The sequence below is a fragment of the Bartonella pachyuromydis genome (assembly GCF_039543065.1).
GTDB classification, from domain to species: domain Bacteria; phylum Pseudomonadota; class Alphaproteobacteria; order Rhizobiales; family Rhizobiaceae; genus Bartonella; species Bartonella pachyuromydis.
Map to the genome: position 1 here is coordinate 148223 of NZ_BAABJA010000005.1, position 6205 is coordinate 154427.

Sequence of the window (6205 nt, forward strand, 5' to 3'; positions counted from 1 at the left end):
TAATTGCTTAGCGTTTGAAGCTTTTTCCCTTCCTATAACGATACCATACACCGTCACGTAACATTAACTCTATCAAAATTCCTTCTCTCAAGCCACGATCAGCAACTCTTAACCGTTGACTGGGCCAAACTTCTCTAATAACGTCTAGAATTGCACAACCGGCTAAAATTAAATCTGCTCTCTCTCGTCCAATACAGGGATTCATTACGCGTTTTTTTGTATCCCATGATAATAAGCGTTGCATCATAAGAGTAATGTCTGCATCATTCATCCAAATGCCATCAATTTGCTTGCGATCATAACGCTCTAAATTAAGATGCATTCCTGCTAAAGTCGTAATCGTTCCAGAAGTTCCCAAAAGATGAAACTTTGAACCTTTAGCTAAAGCCCCTAATTTATAACGTCCTGAAAAATTATTTAAAAAATTTCGTACATAACTTTTCATCTTTTCAAAATTATCTAAACTAACATTATTTCCTCCAAAGCGCTCAGCAAGCGTGACAACACCAACAGGAAGTGAAGTCCACGCAATAATCTGTTTAGTTAAACGTAAAGAACGCTTTTTGGAAACATCAAGAAGCACAATCTCTGATGATCCTCCCCCAATATCAAAAAGTACAATCGCATCAGTATTTGGCTCGACGAGCGTACCACATCCTGAAACAGCAAAACGCGCTTCTGTTTTTCTATCAACAATTTCTAATTCAAGGCCAGTTTCATCCAAAACGCGTTGAATAAAATATTTACCATTTTTTGCCGAACGGCAAGCTTCCGTCGCAACCAAACGATAACGCTTAATACGTCTTTGTTTTAACTTTAAGTGACAAACTTTTAATGCTTCAATTGTACGATCCATCGCTTGTGTATTTAGATAGCCGTTGTTTACTAATCCTTCTCCTAATCGTACAATACGTGAAAAAGCATCAACAACACGAAAATACCCAGGTTTACTAGGAGAGGCAATGAGAAGTCGGCAATTATTCGTTCCTAAATCAAGTGCCGCATATAAAGGTGGAGATTTTAATTGAGAAAACCGTGAAGGAAAAGGAGCTGTGAGGCGTTTTGTTTTTTTTACACTCACAGTTTCTCGACTATGCAATTCAAAAACTGTATTTGATTGAATAAATACATGTCTCTGTTTATTGTGTTTTTTTTGCTGTTGTTTCTCTCTATCAAAAGAAAGAGAACTGGTCCCTGTATCTAACAATATAGAACCGTTATTTTTATTACACCCACACTGATCAGACAAGTGCTTTGCTCTTGTATCATACACTCTTTCTCGCTTTGGCTCTTTTGAACCATAATCTAATGGGGTCATTTTTTCTATCCTTTAAGCGCTTTCCCCCAATAAATAAACGCGAGAATTCTTCTGCTCATTCATAAAGCTAAAATAACAATGCGTTATTAAATAACAAATATCAAGAAAACATTACCTATTTTTCTATCATCAAACTTTATATGCTAGCATCATTCAGATATTAGAATATTTTTCTATTATTCGCGCAGATCCATAATTCTCTGTATGAGCTTAAAATTATAAATGAAGTACTAATTTCTAATATTATAACTTTCTATCATTTTATACATCATTTATATGGAATATATTGTCAATTTTATATAAATAAAATTATAATGTCAGAGTTTTTATTAAACTATAATTTTCATTTGTATTCATAATGATATTATATTGTCATTGTAATTATATTTTGTAAAATGACTCATCTTTCATGCTACCATCACCACAAAAGCAACTACAGTGTTTCAATTGAAAATTATTTAGTTAGATAAGCTTATTATAAAAGAATATATAAGAAAACTTTACAGAAATAAAGTAATACATCTCTTTTATGTTTGAGAGAGCTATATTCTTTTTTAATAGTTATCTTAATGACTTTCGACTGTTTATAACGAATGTCATTAACATTCTAAACCTTCTAATTTAATTTTGTTATTACACATATCTGATTATAATTGTATATTTGTAAATGTGTATTCTTTTTTAAGTCCACCTCTCTATTATATCGCTTGGCACTTCTTACTCATTACTCTTCACTTAAATCTGCACATGCAACTAAATCTGAAATACAAAGCAATAATTTATAAAAAAATCCCTGTTAAAATAATCCATGTAATCCTATCGCTGTAAAGAATTAAGTGCTGCACTCAACCCTTTAAATGGCACAATAAAAGAAAATATTTTTCCTTCTTTAACCTTATAGGAAATACGCACTTTTTTATTTTGCTCTATTTGTTTACTAAGAACTGGTCCTACAAGCGATTGTGCTAAACAAACTGTTTCATTACATTGCGTATACTGAATAAGGATAGGCTTTTTAATACCTTCCATAAATATTTGAATAGGAATATTTTTATCAGCATTTGGCAATGTTCGAAAGAGCATTACTGGTTGACCATTTTTCGTAGAAACAAGAGACCAACTAAAAATAGTATTATCTTCTTGATCATGGACAGTCTGCGTCACATTACATATGCCTTGCTTAAGTTTCTGTTTTTCATCCTGCTTTTCATCGCAAATCAAAGTCCAATGAAAAAACTGCATAATAATTCGGCGTGTTTCACCAAGTTCTCCCTTAGGAATAGATAAATGTGGTGGTTGCACTGTATAGGTATTATTATTCTCATTAGCAAAACTTTCTCCTTTTCCTAATAAGACAAGAACGAACAAAACCCTTATAAGAATATTATGTTTTTTCATCATGATATTCGTTTTTTTCATTATCATCTCAGCCTCAGAGTAATTCCTGCACCTACACCCCAATGACCGCCAGCACTGGTAACAGATACGTTAGAACGAATATTTCCATCTTCAGAGGTATAACCAGCACCGATAGCAAATGCCGATTGGCTACGCCACACACCCGTACCAAATGAAACACTTAAAGATCCTGGTATGTCATAGTAACGCAAATTAGAAACAGCCAAACCAATAGCTGCTGCCTGTCTTGCCTCCTTGCGAACATCCTCAACAGCATAATTCAACGTCTCAAACTTCATATCTGTATAAGCTTTCGATTCATTAACACCATTGTTTACTATATCAGTAACACGTTCATCTGTATATTTCTTCGCATCATCAAGTACTAGTTTCATCTGTTGGTCCGTGTAATCATGTAATTGACCTCCATTAACCGCTTCTTTCGAACCACTCTCAATACGACCATCCGCTACATTGTCTATCAATACTGGTTCACTTTCATTGCCACCAACTAACGTGATCTTATTACTCTTCTTGCCATCAGCTCCTTTATCATACTTAACCGCATCATTCGTAACCGTGTTTTCAATATCTTTTACATGTTGATCTATACTCTCTACACGATCTTCAACTGCTTCAACTTTCTTATTCGTCTCCCAAAGTTGTCCCCCATTAACCGCATCCTTCGAGCCTTTCGATACATCTCCATCTGCTACATGCGTAATCTTACTATCAACTCCATCATGACGAGCATCAAAAGCTTGCTCTGTCTCATTCCAATTTAAGCCGTTCGTTGACACAGTCTGCTCTACATTATTAATACGATCGTTGATATTTTTCATGCTATCATTCACACCTTCAAACGCACCTGCTACATTATCATAGCTCTTCTCTCCAGTTGAACTTCCATCACTCTGAAACTGGGTGACTGCAAAATGTGGTGCTATCCATTCACCATTCACATAACTTGCTCCACCCCCTAAATACAACGCTAACGTCTGATTCAATGAATAAAGCTGGTTACCCGTGATCGCCTCTGTCGATCCCGCTGAGATGTCACCGTCAACAAGATGACTAAGCTTACTATTACGCTTATCATCTCCTTTGCCATGAACCGCTACAAACGCTTCATCCGCTTCGCTCCACAACAACGCATTCTGTTCAACATTGTCGGAAAGTTCATGATGAAGCTTCGTGAAAGAATTATTAACACCTGCAAAGGCAGCTGCAACATCATTATAAATCGTCTCCTCAGAACTACCATCTTCTTTGAAGCTCAATACCTTGAAGATTGGCGCTGTCCAAGTTCCATTTTCATAGCCAGATCCACCACCTAAATAACTCGCAAGAGTATTACTCATCGTATAAAGTTGTGAGCCATTTACTGCATCCGTTGAACCAGAAGCAATATTTCCATCCAAAAGATGCGTAATCTTGCTATTACTTCTCTTCTCTCCATGCTGTGCTACAAACGCACCTTCTTCCTTGTTCCACAACAAAGCATCACCTTGAACTTCCTGAGTGATATTGGCAATGTTTTGAGTAAGTTCATTATATTTATTCGTGAGATTATTATTCACATTCTTGATATTTGTATCAAGGCCTGCAAAGGCTGAACCAACATCATTAAAGGAATTGTCTGTTACTTTACCATTTGCATCAACACTGGACAACTTATAGGTCGGACCTGTAAAAGCACCTTTCTCAAAGGAAGCTTCTCCTCCTAAGAATTTGGCTACATCCTCACCAATTTTATTGATCTGACCACCCGTAACAGCATCATGTGAATCATTAGCAATACTACCATCAGAAACATTATGAAGTGCAACAGGAGATATTTTTTCACCTTTCCCAAAAGTCACACTCGTATAATCAGTGTCGCCATTCTCTTTTTTATCATAAAGAACAACTGAAGAATCCTCAGACTGAAGACTGTTAGAAAGATCCTTCAAACCTTTATCAAATTGCTCTTTGTTAACAGCTTCATCACCTTTTGTTGCTGCCTTTACACCTGAGATACTACGTGCCACCCCTGAACTATTTGCAACGGTAATTTCTGTTCCCTCTTTCTCAGAACCTATCTTGATAACCTTGCTGTCTTTATCTTGCTTAACAAGACTATCATCTACAATTTGATTAATCTCATTCTTAAGCTCTTTATGAATATTTGTGAAAGATGTACCTACTCCAGCAAAGGCTTTCGCAATATCATCATAGCTCTGTTCTTCAACCTTGCTACCATCTGCACTGACAATGGTAACTTTAAAGCTTGGAGCTACCCATTTCCCTTCCTTATATCCAGCTCCACCACCTAAATAGCTCGCAAGAGTATTACTCATCGTATAAAGTTGTGAACCATTCACAGCATCAAGAGATTCTTCTGTAAGCGCTCCTGCTTTTACACCTGTGAGGGTCCGAGATGCATCAACACTATTGGTAATGTTAATGCTTGTACCACCTGTCTCAGCGCCTATCTTGATAACCTTACTGTCTTCATCTTGTTTTACAAGACTATCACCTACAATTTGATTAATCTCATTCTTAAGCTCTTTATGAATATTCGTAAAAGATGTACCTATACCAGCAAAGGCTTTCGCAACATCATCATAGCTCTGTTCTTCAACCTTACTACCATCTGCACTGACAATGGTAACTTTAAAGCTTGGAGCTTTCCATTGGCCATTCTCATATCCAGATCCACCACCTAAATAACTCGCAAGAGTATTACTCATCGTATAAAGTTGTGAGCCATTTACTGCATCCGTTGAACCAGAAGCAATATTTCCATCCAAAAGATGCGTAATCTTGCTATTACTTCTCTTCTCTCCATGCTGTGCTACAAACGCACCTTCTTCCTTGTTCCACAACAAAGCATCACCTTGAACTTCCTGAGTGATATTGGCAATGTTTTGAGTAAGTTCATTATATTTATTCGTGAGATTATTATTCACATTCTTGATATTTGTATCAAGGCCTGCAAAGGCTGAACCAACATCATTAAAGGAATTGTCTGTTACTTTACCATTTGCATCAACACTGGACAACTTATAGGTCGGACCTGTAAAAGCACCTTTCTCAAAGGAAGCTTCTCCTCCTAAGAATTTGGCTACATCCTCACCAATTTTATTGATCTGACCACCCGTAACAGCATCATGTGAACCATTAGCAATACTACCATCAGAAACATTATGAAGTGCAACAGGGCTAGAATCCTTCCCTTTTCCTAAAGTCACATTCGTATAATCAATCTCATCCTCGTCCTTTTTATCATAATGAACAACTGCTGAATCATCGGACTGAAGATGATTAATCTGTTGGGTAATCTCATTAGTAATTTTATTTTGAATGTTTGTAAAAGAAGCACCAACTCCAGTTAAAGCTTCTGCTACATTTTGGTATGTTTCATTTGTTTCCTGACCTTCAGCGTTAACTGTATTAACCTTGAAGCTTGGTGCAATCCATTGACCATTTTCATATTTAGCACCACCA

Annotated in this window: 3 protein-coding genes; all 3 read right to left on the reverse strand. The window is 36.4% G+C overall.

Features of this window, described 5'->3' with window-relative positions; all coding sequences use genetic code 11:
- Positions 1 to 7: 7 nt before the first annotated feature.
- A complete protein-coding gene (locus tag ABD917_RS05310; protein WP_345119059.1) occupies positions 8 to 1318 on the reverse strand; it encodes a Ppx/GppA phosphatase family protein in 1311 nt (436 codons plus the stop codon).
- Between the two features lie 816 nt (positions 1319 to 2134).
- A complete protein-coding gene (locus ABD917_RS05315) occupies positions 2135 to 2743 on the reverse strand; it encodes an invasion associated locus B family protein (RefSeq protein WP_345119060.1) in 609 nt (202 codons plus the stop codon).
- The coding region (locus tag ABD917_RS05320; RefSeq protein ID WP_345119061.1) for a Vomp family autotransporter at positions 2740 to 6205 on the reverse strand (3466 nt) is incomplete at its 5' end. The genes ABD917_RS05320 and ABD917_RS05315, both read right to left, overlap by 4 nt.